The following is a 13,577-nucleotide window of genomic DNA, read 5'->3' as shown; positions in this document are numbered from 1 at the left end:
GAGTGAAGCCCAATGGCGGTATAAATTGTCTCCATAGGCTTCGCTCGAGTAACTATAGCCTGAATTGTTCACCTAAGTACACAGCCCTAACTTGCTGATTGTCTAAGATCTCTGCTGGAGTTCCTTCGGCAATCAGGTTTCCGTGACTCACAATATAAGCATGTTCACATACATCTAATGTCTCGCGGACATTATGGTCTGTGATCAGTACGCCAAGGCCGCGACTTTTGAGTTGTTCGATAATCTTCTTGATGTCGATAACCGAAATAGGATCGACGCCGGCAAACGGTTCATCGAGCAAAATGAACTTAGGATTAGCGGCTAAAGCCCGCGCAATTTCGACGCGACGACGTTCGCCACCCGACAATGACATGCCTTGGCTGTCACGGATGTGGGTGATATGAAACTCTTCGAGCAGATGTTCTAGTTCTTCTTCTCGTTCTTCGTTTTTAAGTTCTTTACGAGTTTGCAGTACGGCCATGATGTTGTCATGAACAGTTAGCTTACGAAAGATACTGGCTTCCTGCGGTAAGTAACCTATGCCTTTGCGGGCACGCAGATGCATAGGATCTGCGGTTAAATCATCATCGTCGATAAAGATATGTCCCTTATCGCTCTTCACTAGCCCGACAACCATGTAAAAAGTCGTGGTTTTACCTGCACCGTTTGGACCGAGTAGGCCAACGACTTGACCGGTTTTTACCGTCAGACTGACGTCTTTAACCACTTGGCGACTCTTGTAACTTTTCGCCAGATTTTGTGCTCTTAAGGTGATTTGGGTCATTTAGAGTCCTGCTTTTTTACAGGTTTATCCGCCGGAGCGTCTGATTTAGCATCATCTTGATAGTTTTCAGGCTGAATAATAGTGATCACGCGATCGTCACCACTGCCAGTACTCTCGGCCATCAATTTCTGTTGAATCATGTTATAGCGGATTAAATTGCCTGTAACTTGGCTACCTGCTTGATCTAATGACGCCATACCTTTCAGTGTTAAGGTGCGGCTTGCCATATCGTAACGAATTTCTTTCGCGCTTGCCGATGCTGGGCGACCATCGTCTAATATTTGGCTATACGTAGCAGGGTTGCCTGTGGCGACCAAAGTTTTGCTATTTTCACCTTCAGCGGAAAATGCACGCAGTTCATTTGCTTGGATTTTTATTGAGCCTTGGGTAACTTCAACTGGACCAAAGAAGATGATCTGGTTGTTTTTGATATCCGCAGTTTGGCTCACAGCTTTAATTTTGACTTCTTGCTTTAAGTCGCCCACTTTCGCGAAAGCACTCATGCTCATAATTAGCATTAGGCTGGCAAGTAATACGTTATTTTGCTTCATATGTTCCTACTACCTGACTGGTCAATTGCACTTCTTGCGCGTTGAGGTCGGCATAAAGGCCTTGGCCTTGAATATTAAAATCTTTCCCTGTGACGTAAATGGTACGGTCAGAGGTCATTATCATAGTGTTGAGATCGAGTTCCAGATAACTGGTGGACAAGGTCTGAATCGGTTCTTCTGGGCTAATGGCATCGATAATAACATTATTTTCTAATACAACCTTGCCAGTTTCCTTGTTTAGCTTGCCCTGATCTGCCCTGAGCTGCCATTGTGCTTTACCTTGGTCTGGATAAACAAGATAAACAGGTTGAGTAAAGAAAGTTTGATTCGTTGAATCATAATGTTCCATGTGTTTCGCCGTCACACGGCTATTCACTAGTCCTTGCTCATTGAACTCAACACTGCGCAGATCTTCAACGATGAAATCTGGGGTATTTTGATCTTTTACTCTGTTATCGGAATCACCGCTGTGTTTGTTCTGGACCTGCCAGTAAAGCGCTAGTGCGGTTCCAAAAAAAGCGATAATCGCGAGTGTCACACGACTCATATACTCATTCCATGGGCCGAAGTGAATTTATTTTGACTTAGGAGTAACAGATCTGTGAGTTCACGCAGTGCACCGTGGCCACCATTGAGCGTAGTCACAAAATGGGCGTGTTGGCGTACATAGGGGTGGCCGTCAGCAACACTGACCGCTAAACCGACGACATTCATCACGGGGAGATCGACAATATCATCACCGATATAAGCCACTTCTTCTGGGGTGACACCATAAAGTGCGAGCAATGCTTCATAGGGCTCGAACTTATTGTCTACGCCTTGGTAAATATGGGTAACACCAAGGGCTGTCATACGGTTTTCAACGATTTTGGATTGACGTCCTGTGATCACGGCGAGGTTGAAACCGCTGGTGAGGAGTGATCGCACGCCATAGCCGTCGCGGGTATGGAAGGCTTTGAGCTCTTCGCCGCTATTACTCAAGTAAATACGGCCGTCGGAAAACACCCCATCGACATCACAGATTAACAGTTTAATCTTTTGCGCCCGTTGCCACACATCATCACTGATTGGGCCGTAAAATCCTTGCTGTGGCATTAAATGACTCCTGCTTTTACCATATCGAGCATGTTAAGAGCGCCAATAGGATGGCGATCTTTATCGATAACAATTAATCCGTTGATATTTTTTGAGTCCATCACTTGCAGTGCTTGGGCGGCCAACACATTATCTGTGATCGTGACGCAGTTACGGGTCATCACATCGGCAATGGGCGTCGTGCGTAAATTCACTTCGGCATCGATAACGCGGCGTAAATCACCATCGGTGAAGATACCAACCAGCTTGCGCTGATCATCGATAATCGCCGTCATGCCTAGGCCTTTCTTGGAGATTTCGTACAGGGCTTCTGTGATGCAAATATCGTGGTTGACGAGCGGTAAGTCATCACCACAGTGCATCACATTGCAGACTTTTAACAGCAACTTACGTCCTAAAGCTCCGCCAGGATGGGACATAGCAAAATCATCACGGGTAAAGCCTTTAGCCTGTAGTAGCGCAATGGCGATGGCATCGCCCATCACTAAGGTCGCTGTGGTACTTGAGGTGGGTGCTAGTCCAAGTGGGCAAGCCTCTTCTGGGACTTCAATACATAAATGCACTTTAGATAATCGCGCCATATTCGATTCGGGTTTACCTGTTACCGCGATAACGGGCACGCCCATACGTTGGATGACCGGCATTAAGGTGAGGATTTCGCTCGACTCACCGGAATTTGAAATCGCTAAAATCACATCGTTATCGGCCAATACACCCAGATCGCCGTGGCTGGCTTCACCCGGATGCACAAAAAATGCGGGCGTTCCTGTGCTGGCGAGGGTGGCTGAAATCTTATTGCCGATATGGCCCGATTTGCCCATTCCCATGACAATCACTTTGCCTGTGCAGTTGAGGATCAACTCGCAAGCTTCTGCAAATTCAGCCGAATCAACATATTGATAAAGATTGTCTAGGGCTGACTTTTCAATGTCGATAACTTTACAACCCCATTGGCGCAGTTGTGATTTGTCTACCATGTCTATCTCTCTTTTTGCATTGTCTTTGTCGCCCCATTGATGGGATTGGAATAGCACAATTTGGTACGCGATAAAGATGATATGTAATAGGCTTTCTGCCAAGTATTAGTTTGTTTTCAGACAATTTAGCTTATGTCTTACTGTGGTTTATTACCGAAAACAGCAAAACAATTGCGGCAGGCTAGAGCGATTGATCCGACTCGTCAAGTTCAGCTGCGTTAGCTATTCACGCACAATAACGTGTTTAGCGGCAGAAGGTCTTGAGCAATATCATCGTCTTTGTCGTTTATTTCAATGGATTTATCCCATATCGCAGCGGGTATTACCCTATGGGATGCCTCTATTGCGCAATTGCGTATCGACTCTCCCCGATAAAAGTGGGCGAAGAGTGAGCTAAGTGCGAACGAATTAGCCAATACTGCCAATTCTGCAACCAGGTTGAAAACATTAAGTAACATTTTACCTGTGCAGAGTGAAAACTTAGGGCGCATTTTCGCTGTAAATGAGGCAAATTGAAAGTATCGCAGGGCGATAGTGTCGATTCGGTTGTAGGTTAAAGCGCAATTACGTACAATTTGCGGCTCTTCGATTGGTCAGTCTCGGAAGACTAGGATCACCTCATTTGCAAATGTCGGAATCAAGCATGACTCAAGAACAAACGCCGTTGGTTGAGATCCGTAATTTGGGGTTTAGCCGCGGTCAGCGTGTGATATATGAAGATATTAGCCTGTCCATTCCAAGGGGCAAGGTGACGGCGATCATGGGGCCGAGCGGCATAGGCAAAACGACCCTGTTGAAATTGATTGGCGGCCAATTAACGCCTGACCATGGACAAGTTTTATTCGACGGTCACGATATCCATGGCGTGAGTCGTAATGAATTATTTAGTCTGCGTAAGCGGATGAGCATGCTGTTTCAGAGTGGCGCGCTGTTTACCGACATTAATGTGTTCGATAACGTGGCGTTTGCGCTGCGTGAACATTCTGGACTGCCTGAAGACATTATTCGCACTATCGTGTTGATGAAACTTGAAGCCGTAGGTTTACGTGGTGCCGCTCAGATGATGCCGAGCGAATTGTCCGGTGGTATGCAACGCCGCGCCGCATTAGCTAGAGCCATAGCGCTTGAACCTGAAATGGTGATGTACGATGAGCCTTTTGCAGGGCAAGACCCAATATCGATGGGTGTGTTAGTAAAGCTTATTCGTGAGTTATCCGATGCGCTGAATCTGACTTCAATTGTGGTGTCCCACGATGTGGATGAAGTGCTTGGCATTGCCGATTATGTATATGTGGTGGCTGACAAAAAAGTCATCGCCCACGGTACCCCTGAAGAATTAAAGTACGCTGATAATCCGCAGCTGAAACAGTTTATTCAAGGTGCTCCGGACGGCCCTGTGCCGTTCCATTATCCGGCAAATGATTACCAGCAAGAATTAATGGCAAAAGGAGTTGGCAAGTGAAGTTAATCGACAGTATTGCCGACTTAGGCCGCAGCGCGATTGAGCTAGTGCTCGGTTTTGGCCGTGCAGGCCTTATGCTGTGGGGCGCGATTTTTCGCTGGCCACGCGTGCGTAAAGGTTTTCCATTATTAGTGCGCCAGATTTATGTGGTCGGTGTGCAATCCATGGTGATTATTTTAGTCTCAGGACTCTTTATCGGCATGGTGCTCGCACTGCAAGGCTACAACATCTTAGTTGGTTTTGGCACTGAAGAAAGCTTAGGTCCTATGGTGGCGCTCAGTTTACTGCGTGAGTTAGGGCCAGTTGTTACCGCGTTATTGTTTGCGGGACGGGCGGGTTCAGCATTAACCGCTGAAATTGGTTTAATGAAAAGTACTGAGCAGCTTTCCAGTTTAGAAATGATGGCGATTGACCCATTAAGGCAGATTATTGCACCGCGCTTTTGGGCTGGAGTGATCAGTATGCCATTGCTGGCGTTGATGTTTACCGCTGTAGGTATTTATGGCGGGCACCTTGTTGGCGTGGAATGGAAAGGGATCGACAGTGGTGCGTTTTGGTCGATTCTGCAGGCGTCTGTCGAATGGCGTCAGGACATAGTTAACTGCTTGATCAAAAGTGGTGTGTTTGCCGTAGTGGTCACTTGGATTGCGTTATATCGCGGTTATCAAGTGATCCCAAATCCGGAAGGCATCAGCCGTGCAACGACCCAGACTGTCGTTCAGTCGAGCCTCGCTGTATTGGCATTGGATTTTTTACTGACAGCCCTGATGTTTGGCCGCTAACGGAACACTGCGGATTTCGACACAGGTTAGATGGATTAACAGAGTGGTAGCTGAACATGTTGACACGAAAAATTGAATTATTAGTGGGTGTGTTTCTTTTAACAGGATTGGCCGCTTTTTTGGTTTTAGTCTTTAACGTCGCCAATATTGAAGTGAAAAGCAGCGATAGCACTTATACCATACAAGCCAATTTTACCAACATTGGTGGTTTGAAGGTGCGTTCGCCAGTCAAGGTTGGCGGTGTTGTCGTTGGCCGAGTGAGCAGCATAGATTTAGACCCAGTTAAGTTAGTGGCTGTGGTCACATTAGTGATGGACAAGCGTTACGATAAATTCCCTGAAACCAGTAGTTTAGCCATTTTGACTTCGGGTTTGTTGGGCGAACAATTCTTAGGGTTAACACCGGGTTTTGTCGACGATGATGTCAGTATGCTGAAAGACGGCGATAAGATTGACGACACTCGCTCGGCATTAGTGTTGGAGGAGCTGATTGGTCAGTTCTTATATAGTATGGGTTCGAAGGATAAATAGGGGTTACCGCTATGTTTAAAAACTTATCTCGTTTTTTATTGCCGTTAGTGATGGTTTTAGGGGCAACGAGCGCAGTCGCCGCTGATGTGGTTGTCGATACGACAGATCCGTATGCCATGGTGAAAGCCGTTGCCAATAAAACCTTCGATCGTTTTCACAAAGATAAAGCATTAATCGATGCAAATTCAGACCATTTAAAGGTGATTGTTCGTGAAGAACTCATGCCTTATGTCGATTATAAATATGCTTCTTATAAGGTATTAGGCCAATATCTTAAGGATTCAACCGAAGAGCAACGCAATCGTTTCGTCAATGCTTTTGAAGGTTATTTAATCTCTACTTATGCCCAAGCCTTTACTGAATATACTAATCAAAAAGTGGAATTCTCACCTGGGATTGATTTCAGCAAAGAGAAAATGGTCGATGTAAACGTGCAGATCATCGAAGCCGGTCGCCCACCGATTAAACTATTGTTTAAGGCGCGCCGTTTAAAGGATGACTCATGGAAGGCATTTGATTTAGTTGCCGAAGGTGTGAGCTTACTGTCTTCTAAGCAGTCGGAAATCTCTAATCTAATTCGCCAACAGGGTATCGATCCCGTGATTAAGATGCTCGAAGATCGCACTAAAGAGAAAGTGGTCATGAAGGCTAAGTCTGGGAAGTCACAGTCGTGATTGAATTTGTGCAACAGGGGACAGTTTGTCATCTCAAAGGGCGCATAACCCAAGCCGATGTCATTACACTTTGGCCACAGCGACAACAACTGCTAAATGAGTCAACCCAGATATTGTCTCTGTCTGGGCTCGAATATAGTGATAGCGCTGGCATGGCATTTTTGCTGGCGTTAGTGCGTGAACATCGCAGCCAACTTGTATTGAGTTCTGCTTCACCACAACTTAAAAAACTAATTGATTTATATGATTTAGATGCCTTCTTTACCGAAGAAGCGCATTGAGAATAGGGTAATAGATTTCATGGAATGCAGCTTAATCGAACAGATTTTACGTGATGCGTTAGGGCTTGAAGAAGTTCACGCTAGCTCGGATGGTAGCCATTATAAAGTGATCGCCGTAGGTGAATGCTTCGATGGTATGAGCCGAGTCAAACAGCAACAAGCCATTTATGCACCGTTGACGGCACACATTGCCAGCGGTGAATTACATGCATTAACGATCAAAACTTTCACGCCGACTCAATGGAAACGCGAAAAAGTTTTCAACATGCCTAGCTAGTGAGGAAAAGTGGATAAACTAACAATTCAGGCAAGCCCCCCGCTTGCCGGTGATGTGATTATTTCGGGTGCTAAAAATGCAGCTTTGCCTATTCTGATGGCGGGTGTATTGGCTGAAACCGATTTTGTGGTTTCTAACGTGCCCAATCTGCGTGATGTGAGTACGAGCTGTAAATTATTACGCTGTCTCGGCGCTGAAGTGACTGAACTCGGGGACGGACAGATCCGCATTTCTACCACTAATCTGAATGAGTTTTGCGCTCCCTACGATCTCGTGAAAACCATGCGAGCTTCTATCTTGATCTTAGGGCCGTTATTGGCTCGCTATGGTACTGCTGACGTGTCATTGCCTGGCGGTTGTGCCATTGGCGCAAGACCGGTGAACTTGCACTTACATGGCCTCGAAATGATGGGCGCCAAGATTGAAGTGAAAGAAGGTTATATCAAGGCCCGTGTTGATGGTCGTCTTAAAGGCGCACATATCTTTATGGACATGGTGAGTGTTGGTGCCACCGAAAACTTACTGATGGCCGCAGCATTGGCCGATGGCGAAACCGTGATTGAAAACGCGGCACGCGAACCTGAAGTGATCGATCTCGCTAATTGCTTAATTGCTATGGGTGCAAAAATCACTGGTGTAGGCAGTGCGACACTGCGTATTCAAGGGGTTGAGCGTTTACAGGGCTGCAATTACCGAGTTATGCCAGATCGTATCGAAACCGGTTCTTTCCTCGTTGCTGCCGCGGTGACCCGTGGTCGTATTCGTTGTTTAAAAGCCGATCCTGCTTCACTGGAGTCGGTGATCGCAAAACTTGAAGATGCAGGCGCGACGATTACTACCGGCGAAGATTGGATTGAGCTCGATATGCAGGGTAAACGTCCGAAGGCTGTGAATATCAAGACTGCACCTTATCCTGGTTTCCCAACCGATATGCAGGCGCAGTTTTGTGTACTCAATGCCTTAGCGCAAGGCACGGCAACCATAACTGAGACTATCTTCGAAAATCGTTTTATGCATGTGCCCGAACTTATCCGTATGGGCGCTACCATGGAGCTTGAAGGTAATACCTGCATCATTCAAGGGATTGAATCTTTAAGTGGTGCTCAGGTAATGGCGACGGATTTACGTGCGTCAGCGAGTCTAGTGATTGCGGGCTTAGTGGCCGATGGTAAGACGATTGTCGATCGTATCTATCACTTAGATCGTGGCTATGAGCATATTGAGAATAAGTTTCAAGGTTTAGGCGCACAGGTTGTGCGTATCCAGTGATCTGTTACTGATTTAAGCTAATTTTGAATCATTAAAAAAACCAGCTAAAAGCTGGTTTTTTGTTTTCTGCATTTGAGCTCGTAATACTAAGTGACGTTCTAGTTATCGATCACAACCTTCTCATCGATAATCACAGGTAACTCTTGTTGTTTACCTTGGCGTATCACAGTCATCATCACTTTTTTACCCGGTGTGGTTTCAGCGATGCGGTCCATTAGCATTTCAACGCCTGGCACATCTTCACCATCGTATTTAATAATCACATCCCTTGGCATTAGCAGGGCTCGGGCCGCAGGGCCATTAGGATCGACACCCGTAACGAGCACACCTTTTAGATCGGGTAGATTAAGGATTTGTGCTACCACAGGATTAATCGGCTCGCCAGAAATTCCTAAAGCGCCACGGATCACGCGACCATTTTTAATCAATTTACCCATAATGCTGTGGGCTAATTTAATCGGGATAGCGAAGTTAATCCCGTGGCCGCCGCCTTCTTCACCCACTTGGAATGCTGCGGTATTAATACCTATGAGGCTGCCGTTAGTGTCAATGAGTGCGCCACCCGAGTTACCCGCATTAATCGCTGCATCGGTTTGTAGGAAGTCTAAGTAACCTGAACTTAAGCCGTTACGCCCCGTGGCACTGATGATGCCTTGGGTAATGGTCTGGCCTAAATTGTAGGGATTACCAATAGCGAGTACGACATCACCGACTTGAGGCGGACTGTCGAGATTAACGGGGACAATTGGTAAGTTATCGCCTTCAATTTTAAGTACCGATAAATCGGTTTCAGGATCGAAACCAACCACTTCAGAGGTAAATTTGCGTCCATCTTGCAGGGCGACAACAATCTCATCGGCCTTCTTAATGACATGATAGTTAGTGAGAATATAACCTTCTTTACTCATTATCACCCCAGAACCTAGACCTTGAAGTGAGCCTGAATTAAGTGGCCGATTCTGATCTATGCTGAGGCTATAAATATTCACAACCGCAGGAGCTGCACGGCGTACCGCCTTGGCAAAGGATAGCTCGACTGTGTTGTTGGCACGGGTTTGTAGCAGACTACTACCGAGGGATTGGTTATCGAAATAACGTGTCACCAATAAAAACATGGCCGCCATGATAAGGCCGAAAAGGGTGGCTTTACCGAGATATAACAGAGTGTCTTTTATAGTCATGGCAGGATGGATCTAGAAAAAGGTGAGTTAGATTAACATGTTTAATCGATGTAAGCATAGGGAACCTAAGCTCCCTATGCTTATCTATGGCAGAAAAAATGGCCTATTTTGTCGATTAACGTAGGACTAAATACAACATGCTCTTATCACGCATTATCTTCAGTGCAACGGCACCTTCTTGATCTTTAAGTTGTGCTTTAAGTGTCTTAAGATCTTTAATCGCAGTACGGTTAATACCGACAATCACATCTCCTTTTTGTAAGCCACTCATGGCCGCGGGTGAGCCTTGTGCTACATCAGTAATTTCAATGCCCTTAGATGAGTTTTCTAAGGACGCACCTTGCAGCATAGGATGCACGGCACCAGCCGCTGTTTCACTGGTTTGGCTCGCTTCACCTAAGGTCACTTTAACTGTTTTCTTATCACCGTCACGGATGAGTCCTAACTCAACGTTAGCACCTGCACCCATAGTGGCGACTTTAGCCCGCAGTTCTTGGAATGACTTAATACCACGGCCATCAACGCTGATGATAATATCACCTGCTTTTATACCAGCCTTCTCTGCGGCACTGCCCTTGGCTACTTCATTCACGAAGCCGCCGTGTTGAGTGTCTAAACCGAAACCTTGTGCGAGTTGGCTATCGAGATCACGTCCCGAAATACCTAATACACCGCGGCGTACTTCTCCGTGTTCGGCAATTTGTGCCACGAGGTTTTTCACCATATTAGCAGGGATGGCAAAGCCAATACCGACGTTACCGCCGCCTGGTGCTACGATTGCGGTGTTAATCCCAATTAACTCGCCGTTAAGATTGACGAGTGCGCCACCCGAGTTACCACTGTTAATCGCGGCATCGGTTTGAATAAAGTTTTCCAGCATTTCAATGCCTAAGCCGCTACGGCCTAATGCACTAACAATGCCCGAGGTGACGGTTTGACCTAAACCGAAGGGGTTACCAATGGCAACGGCAAAGTCACCTACGCGTAAATCATCGGAATCAGAGGCTTTGATTGCGATGAGATTTTTCGCTTCAATTTGCAATAATGCGATATCTGACTCTGAGTCAGTACCAATCAGTTTTGCTTTTACTTCACGGCCGTCATGAAGACCAACTTGAATATCATCAGCACCGTCAATCACATGGTTGTTCGTGACGATATAGCCTTTTTCTGCGTCAATAATGACGCCTGAGCCTAAGCCTCTAAAAGGACGTTCTTGCACTTGCTCTTGTGGCGCATTAGGTCCGAAAAAGTAACGGAAAACATCAGGTACTCTTTGCTTAGAAACATGAGTCCCCGTTACCGCTACTGATACGACTGCGGGCGTCGTACGCTCAAGCATAGGCGCAAGACTTGGAATGGATTGTCCCTCAACCGTCTGTGGAATGGCGGCCTGTGAGACGACAGGCATTATAGTCAGGGTCGCGGCTAACATTGCGGCTGAAAGTACAGATAATTTTGTTTTCATCTATTCATAACTCCAAATAAGGGTTGAAAGATCTGGATGTAATGCATCAGCAATCGTGCGAGTGCCAGATCAAATCTGTATCGGTACCGGCTATTTGCCTAGGTAATCACTCTGACTCGCACCTTATTGAAAAAGTTCATTATATTAATAAATGTTAATTTTTTTAGCCTATTTTGTCGGCTGTTTCATACTTGTTTCTGAACAGAAATCTGTGGGCGAGATTAGGATTTTTCAAGCCCCAATATCAGCGGATTTTGCCGATTAAAATGACCTACAGCATAGATGCTTATTAGACGTTTGTATGCAGTTTAGCGTTAAGGTAAAAGTCGTATTCTGCATTAATATATCCTGCGTCATATTGGCCGTGCTAATATCGTCACAGTTTTAATAAAGGACATAAGAGAATTTAAACGTGCCTCAGTTAAGCCCTTGGCAGCATTATCAAAAAGATCTTACTCGTGATGGTTTTTCCCATGATCCGGCTCAAGAAATTGCCGTTAAGGCGTTACAACGCGTCTATGAAGACTTAACTACGGCAGAAGAACCGAGTTCTATTGTGGGGAAATTGTTTAGCGCATTAGGCTTAAAATCGGCACCAGCATCACCTAAAGGCCTGTATCTTTGGGGCGGAGTTGGGCGCGGTAAAACTTACCTGATGGATACTTTTTTTGATGCCTTGCCTGGTGAACAAAAATTGCGGGCTCACTTCCATCGCTTTATGCATCAATTGCATTTAGATTTGGATGAGTTAAAAGGCGTTCGCGATCCTTTGTTGGTGATTGCGAAAAAGATGGCTGCGAAATATCGCGTTATCTGTTTCGATGAATTCTTTGTCTCTGATATTACCGATGCCATGCTATTAGGTACGCTGTTTCAAGCGTTATTTAAAGAAGGCGTTGTGCTGGTTGCAACTTCGAATATTATCCCCGATGACTTATATAAAAATGGCTTACAGCGCGCACGTTTCTTACCTGCGATAGCCTTAATTAATCAACATTGTGAAGTACTCAATGTGGATTCTGGCATTGACTATCGATTGCGTACCCTTGAGCAAGCAGAGATTTATCATCATCCGTTAGATGCACAAGCTGATGCCAATCTGATACGTTATTTTAGTCAGTTAGCGCCTGAGTCTGAGGTGCTTACTGCTGACATCGAAATAGAAGGCCGCAGTATTAGTATTCGACAGCAGGCGCAGGGCGTATTGTTGGCTGATTTTAGAGCGCTCTGTGATGGTCCACGAAGCCAGCGTGATTACATGGAACTTGCGCGGATTTATCACACTGTCCTCGTGAGTGGCATAGAACAAATGGGCGCCTTTTTGACTGGCGATGACATCGCTAGACGTTTTTTAGCTATGGTCGACGAATTTTACGAGCGCAATGTAAAGCTGATTGTATCGGCTCAAGTGCCACTCGAAGATATTTATGCCGATGGTTTGCTTAACTTCGAATTTAGGCGTTGCCGTTCACGCTTAATTGAGATGCAATCCCACGATTATTTAAAAACCGAACACCTGCCGTAACCCAGTAGTGTAAGAGTTTTGCATTAGCTGCGGCCTTAAATCACCAGAGGCTTGTTAATCCTTAGGATGACAAGTGCGATTGGTCGATATTTTATAATTTTTATCAAAATATCAGGTGATTTTTAACTCAGCTTTGTCTATACTCCGCCACCTGCCCACGTTACTCCGCCAATTGGGCGGAAGTTGTAAGCCGAAGTCGGTGCTCGAAGGGGTACTAAAAGGCAATTTTGTGTTGTTTGCAAATGCAGACAGCATGTGAGACAGAAAATTAACTTTGGGTTTTTGTAATAATGAAGACTTTTACTGCTACACCAGAAACTGTAACTCGTGACTGGTTCGTCGTCGACGCAGACGGCAAAACTTTAGGTCGTATCGCTACTGAAATCGCTGTCCGTTTACGCGGTAAGCATAAGCCAGAATACACTCCACACGTTGATACCGGTGATTACATCATCGTTGTTAATGCTGAAAAAGTGACTGTTACTGGTAACAAAGCGAAAGGCAAAACGTACTACTCGCATTCAGGCTTCCCTGGTGGCATTAAGCAAATCAGCTTTGAAAAGCTGCAAGCGCAAAAGCCAGAAATGATCATCGAGAAAGCAGTTAAGGGTATGTTACCAAAAGGTCCTCTGGGCCGTGCCATGTTCCGTAAACTGAAAGTTTACGCTGGCGCAGAACATAACCACACTGCACAACAACCTCAAGTTCTTGATATCTAAAC

Annotated in this window: 16 protein-coding genes; 9 read left to right on the top strand and 7 right to left on the bottom strand. The window is 45.7% G+C overall.

Annotated elements, in window-relative coordinates; translation table 11 throughout:
* Positions 1–52: 52 nt before the first annotated feature.
* The 5 genes from lptB to KO531_RS05750 are packed head-to-tail and all read right to left on the bottom strand — an operon-like array spanning position 53 to position 3,407.
* A complete protein-coding gene (lptB, locus tag KO531_RS05770) occupies positions 53–784 on the bottom strand; it encodes an LPS export ABC transporter ATP-binding protein (protein WP_105251392.1) in 732 nt (243 codons plus the stop codon).
* Positions 781–1,335, bottom strand: a complete 555-nt coding sequence (lptA, locus tag KO531_RS05765) for a lipopolysaccharide transport periplasmic protein LptA (RefSeq protein WP_105251393.1) — start codon at positions 1,333–1,335, stop codon at positions 781–783. The genes lptB and lptA overlap by 4 nt, the downstream gene beginning before the upstream one ends.
* Positions 1,322–1,882, bottom strand: coding sequence for an LPS export ABC transporter periplasmic protein LptC (gene lptC, locus KO531_RS05760; protein ID WP_105251394.1), 561 nt, complete (start codon positions 1,880–1,882; stop codon positions 1,322–1,324). The genes lptA and lptC overlap by 14 nt, the downstream gene beginning before the upstream one ends.
* Positions 1,879–2,430, bottom strand: coding sequence for a 3-deoxy-manno-octulosonate-8-phosphatase KdsC (gene kdsC, locus KO531_RS05755; protein ID WP_028759542.1), 552 nt, complete (start codon positions 2,428–2,430; stop codon positions 1,879–1,881). The genes lptC and kdsC overlap by 4 nt, the downstream gene beginning before the upstream one ends.
* Complete coding sequence (locus KO531_RS05750; RefSeq protein ID WP_219250593.1) at positions 2,430–3,407, bottom strand: KpsF/GutQ family sugar-phosphate isomerase; 978 nt, start codon at positions 3,405–3,407, stop codon at positions 2,430–2,432. Before KO531_RS05750 ends, kdsC begins: the two co-directional genes overlap by 1 nt.
* Before the next feature lie 643 nt (positions 3,408–4,050).
* Here KO531_RS05750 and mlaF point away from each other — a divergent pair.
* From mlaF to murA, 7 genes are read left to right on the top strand one after another with little or no spacing between them, the layout of a single operon-like run.
* Positions 4,051–4,869, top strand: coding sequence for a phospholipid ABC transporter ATP-binding protein MlaF (gene mlaF, locus KO531_RS05745; RefSeq protein ID WP_063882287.1), 819 nt, complete (start codon positions 4,051–4,053; stop codon positions 4,867–4,869).
* Entirely contained in the window at positions 4,866–5,651 is a 786-nt protein-coding gene (gene mlaE / locus KO531_RS05740) for a lipid asymmetry maintenance ABC transporter permease subunit MlaE (protein WP_105251396.1), read from the top strand. The genes mlaF and mlaE overlap by 4 nt, the downstream gene beginning before the upstream one ends.
* Positions 5,652–5,707: 56 nt before the next feature.
* Positions 5,708–6,181, top strand: coding sequence for an outer membrane lipid asymmetry maintenance protein MlaD (gene mlaD / locus KO531_RS05735; RefSeq protein WP_028759401.1), 474 nt, complete (start codon positions 5,708–5,710; stop codon positions 6,179–6,181).
* Between the two features lie 11 nt (positions 6,182–6,192).
* The gene (locus KO531_RS05730; protein WP_105251397.1) at positions 6,193–6,855 is read left to right on the top strand and encodes an ABC transporter substrate-binding protein; all 663 of its coding nucleotides are present in this window, start codon (positions 6,193–6,195) and stop codon (positions 6,853–6,855) included.
* Complete coding sequence (locus tag KO531_RS05725; protein ID WP_105251398.1) at positions 6,852–7,136, top strand: STAS domain-containing protein; 285 nt, start codon at positions 6,852–6,854, stop codon at positions 7,134–7,136. Before KO531_RS05730 ends, KO531_RS05725 begins: the two co-directional genes overlap by 4 nt.
* A 19-nt stretch (positions 7,137–7,155) precedes the next feature.
* Positions 7,156–7,413, top strand: coding sequence for a BolA family protein (locus KO531_RS05720; RefSeq protein ID WP_006086065.1), 258 nt, complete (start codon positions 7,156–7,158; stop codon positions 7,411–7,413).
* Between the two features lie 9 nt (positions 7,414–7,422).
* Positions 7,423–8,682 carry a UDP-N-acetylglucosamine 1-carboxyvinyltransferase gene (gene murA, locus KO531_RS05715; protein ID WP_105251399.1) on the top strand — a complete coding sequence of 420 codons (1,260 nt, stop codon included), beginning with the start codon at positions 7,423–7,425 and terminating at the stop codon, positions 8,680–8,682.
* Positions 8,683–8,780: 98 nt separating this feature from the next.
* Here the strand turns inward: murA and degS are convergent, their stop codons facing one another.
* Complete coding sequence (degS, locus tag KO531_RS05710; protein ID WP_105251400.1) at positions 8,781–9,863, bottom strand: outer membrane-stress sensor serine endopeptidase DegS; 1,083 nt, start codon at positions 9,861–9,863, stop codon at positions 8,781–8,783.
* 115 nt (positions 9,864–9,978) lie between these two features.
* A complete protein-coding gene (gene degQ, locus KO531_RS05705; RefSeq protein WP_105251401.1) occupies positions 9,979–11,331 on the bottom strand; it encodes a Do family serine endopeptidase DegQ in 1,353 nt (450 codons plus the stop codon).
* A gap of 412 nt (positions 11,332–11,743) precedes the next feature.
* On the opposite strand from degQ, the gene zapE reads away from it, so the two are divergent.
* Both zapE and rplM read left to right on the top strand, forming a co-directional pair.
* The gene (gene zapE, locus KO531_RS05700) at positions 11,744–12,856 is read left to right on the top strand and encodes a cell division protein ZapE (protein ID WP_105251402.1); all 1,113 of its coding nucleotides are present in this window, start codon (positions 11,744–11,746) and stop codon (positions 12,854–12,856) included.
* Positions 12,857–13,146: 290 nt separating this feature from the next.
* Positions 13,147–13,575, top strand: coding sequence for a 50S ribosomal protein L13 (gene rplM, locus KO531_RS05695; RefSeq protein WP_105251403.1), 429 nt, complete (start codon positions 13,147–13,149; stop codon positions 13,573–13,575).
* Positions 13,576–13,577: the final 2 nt, after the last annotated feature.

The organism is Shewanella sp. NKUCC06_TVS (assembly GCF_019345515.1).
Lineage (GTDB): Bacteria > Pseudomonadota > Gammaproteobacteria > Enterobacterales > Shewanellaceae > Shewanella > Shewanella oncorhynchi.
Note: the sequence above shows the minus strand (reverse complement) of the source record. Positions and strands in the feature narration are given on the sequence as shown.

Bases quoted from the DNA above. Each gene is read 5' to 3' on its own strand.
- lptC (WP_105251394.1), bottom strand. From the start codon at position 1,882: ATGAGTCGTGTGACACTCGCGATTATCGCTTTTTTTGGAACCGCACTA.
- KO531_RS05720 (WP_006086065.1), top strand. From the start codon at position 7,156: ATGGAATGCAGCTTAATCGAACAGATTTTACGTGATGCGTTAGGGCTT.
- degQ (WP_105251401.1), bottom strand. From the start codon at position 11,331: ATGAAAACAAAATTATCTGTACTTTCAGCCGCAATGTTAGCCGCGACC.
- mlaF (WP_063882287.1), top strand. From the start codon at position 4,051: ATGACTCAAGAACAAACGCCGTTGGTTGAGATCCGTAATTTGGGGTTT.
- lptA (WP_105251393.1), bottom strand. From the start codon at position 1,335: ATGAAGCAAAATAACGTATTACTTGCCAGCCTAATGCTAATTATGAGC.
- lptB (WP_105251392.1), bottom strand. From the start codon at position 784: ATGACCCAAATCACCTTAAGAGCACAAAATCTGGCGAAAAGTTACAAG.
- KO531_RS05730 (WP_105251397.1), top strand. From the start codon at position 6,193: ATGTTTAAAAACTTATCTCGTTTTTTATTGCCGTTAGTGATGGTTTTA.
- degS (WP_105251400.1), bottom strand. From the start codon at position 9,863: ATGACTATAAAAGACACTCTGTTATATCTCGGTAAAGCCACCCTTTTC.
- KO531_RS05750 (WP_219250593.1), bottom strand. From the start codon at position 3,407: ATGGTAGACAAATCACAACTGCGCCAATGGGGTTGTAAAGTTATCGAC.
- rplM (WP_105251403.1), top strand. From the start codon at position 13,147: ATGAAGACTTTTACTGCTACACCAGAAACTGTAACTCGTGACTGGTTC.
- mlaD (WP_028759401.1), top strand. From the start codon at position 5,708: ATGTTGACACGAAAAATTGAATTATTAGTGGGTGTGTTTCTTTTAACA.
- kdsC (WP_028759542.1), bottom strand. From the start codon at position 2,430: ATGCCACAGCAAGGATTTTACGGCCCAATCAGTGATGATGTGTGGCAA.